Source organism: Microcoleus sp. OTE_8_concoct_300 (assembly GCF_031383065.1).
Taxonomy (GTDB): domain Bacteria; phylum Cyanobacteriota; class Cyanobacteriia; order Cyanobacteriales; family Microcoleaceae; genus Microcoleus.
The window spans coordinates 1-1,189 of record NZ_JANMZH010000951.1 but is presented as its reverse complement, the minus strand read 5'-3'; the positions used below and the strand labels follow the sequence as shown (position 1 = coordinate 1,189).

Below are 1,189 nucleotides of genomic sequence, written 5' to 3'. Positions count from 1 at the left end.
TAAAAAAATAACTCGCCCGGCCATTAGCCCAACCCAACAACATTTTTTTTTTTTTGTGGGTTGGCAATCTTGCCCGTCCAATAAATTTATGAAAAGGACTTTTGCAAGAGGTCTACTGTATCCGAGCCGCCTATACCGAATTGTTTGATCGGCAAAAGCTCACCTCCAGCCAACTGCACCTGGGATCGCACCACCATCCGCCTCTTGGGAGCCAACAACCGCACGTACTGCAATTGACCGCGCCAGGCCCAAAATTGACTGTCAGGGCCGCTGCTGCTCACCGTAGCGCCAAATGCTCCCACTCCCAGAGTGAACTGCGATCGCACCGCCAAGACCTTTGCTGATGTAGAGTTGGCTCACAGCAGAACCAGCTTGCAGCAGTTGAGCGAAAGTGAGCAGGCGGCCTACAAAGTCTTTGAGTGTGGCGTCTAATTCTTGCTTGCTAAAGACCGTGCTGCCAACTACTTCAAATCGATCGACCTTTATCGTACCCGGAATGTTGGGCAATTCTGCTGGCTGTGCCAGCGCCCAACAGGCGACAAAAGCTGTTCTGCCTCCGGCAAAGGCGCTGCGGGCGCGGGTTCTCAGAGGCGAGGCAGATTTCGCGGCAGCGGGTTGGGAATGGGAAATTCTTGTCTGTTTTCTCCTCGGTTCGGCAAGTGAGCGAGAGTTTCTGCCTCACTTTGGGTCGATAGATCAAACTCCGGGATGTTGTTTTCTGGTTCTTTACTGTATGTATCTAATTCTGAACCCGAGTATAAATCACGAAGCCGATCGCGATCGTCTGCTGTTTCTTGATTGGGTAAATTATCATTAAAAATTGGCGCTCGCACCCCTGAGTCGGCAGCCACCATCGACTCGCAAACACTTTGAGCTGCTAGCAGTGCGGGGCAAATACCTGCTATTGAAAAACCAAGTGCTAATGCCTGGAAAAACTTGATTTTACAAAAGCCTCTAGAAGGTTGCACGGGCATGACTTATTAGCAATATTTTATAGTTATTTGCACTTGCGATCGGGCGCGGCCGAGGCAATTGCCAAGAATAAAGTTACTAGACCTCTTGCGAAAGTGCGCTCGTTCTAGGTAAAATAAAAGAAATAATTAGCTCCCATAAGATGAATTACGAACAAGTACAAAAGTTAAACCCCGCCGACTTTAAACGGTACTGTGGACTACATCAAGAGACATTC

Annotated in this window: 2 protein-coding genes; both read right to left on the bottom strand. The window is 48.9% G+C overall.

Features of this window, described 5'->3' with window-relative positions; translation table 11 throughout:
• Nucleotides 1-261: 261 nt before the first annotated feature.
• Nucleotides 262-507, bottom strand: coding sequence for a POTRA domain-containing protein (locus tag ACUVJL_RS40340; RefSeq protein ID WP_445250959.1), 246 nt, complete (start codon nt 505-507; stop codon nt 262-264).
• A 77-nt stretch (nt 508-584) separates the two neighbouring features.
• On the bottom strand, nt 585-974 hold the full coding sequence (locus ACUVJL_RS40335) for a hypothetical protein (protein WP_445250958.1): 390 nt from the start codon (nt 972-974) through the stop codon (nt 585-587).
• Nucleotides 975-1,189: the final 215 nt, after the last annotated feature.

Excerpts from the sequence above, each read along its gene's own strand:
- ACUVJL_RS40335 (WP_445250958.1), bottom strand. The coding sequence starts at position 974 with ATGCCCGTGCAACCTTCTAGAGGCTTTTGTAAAATCAAGTTTTTCCAG.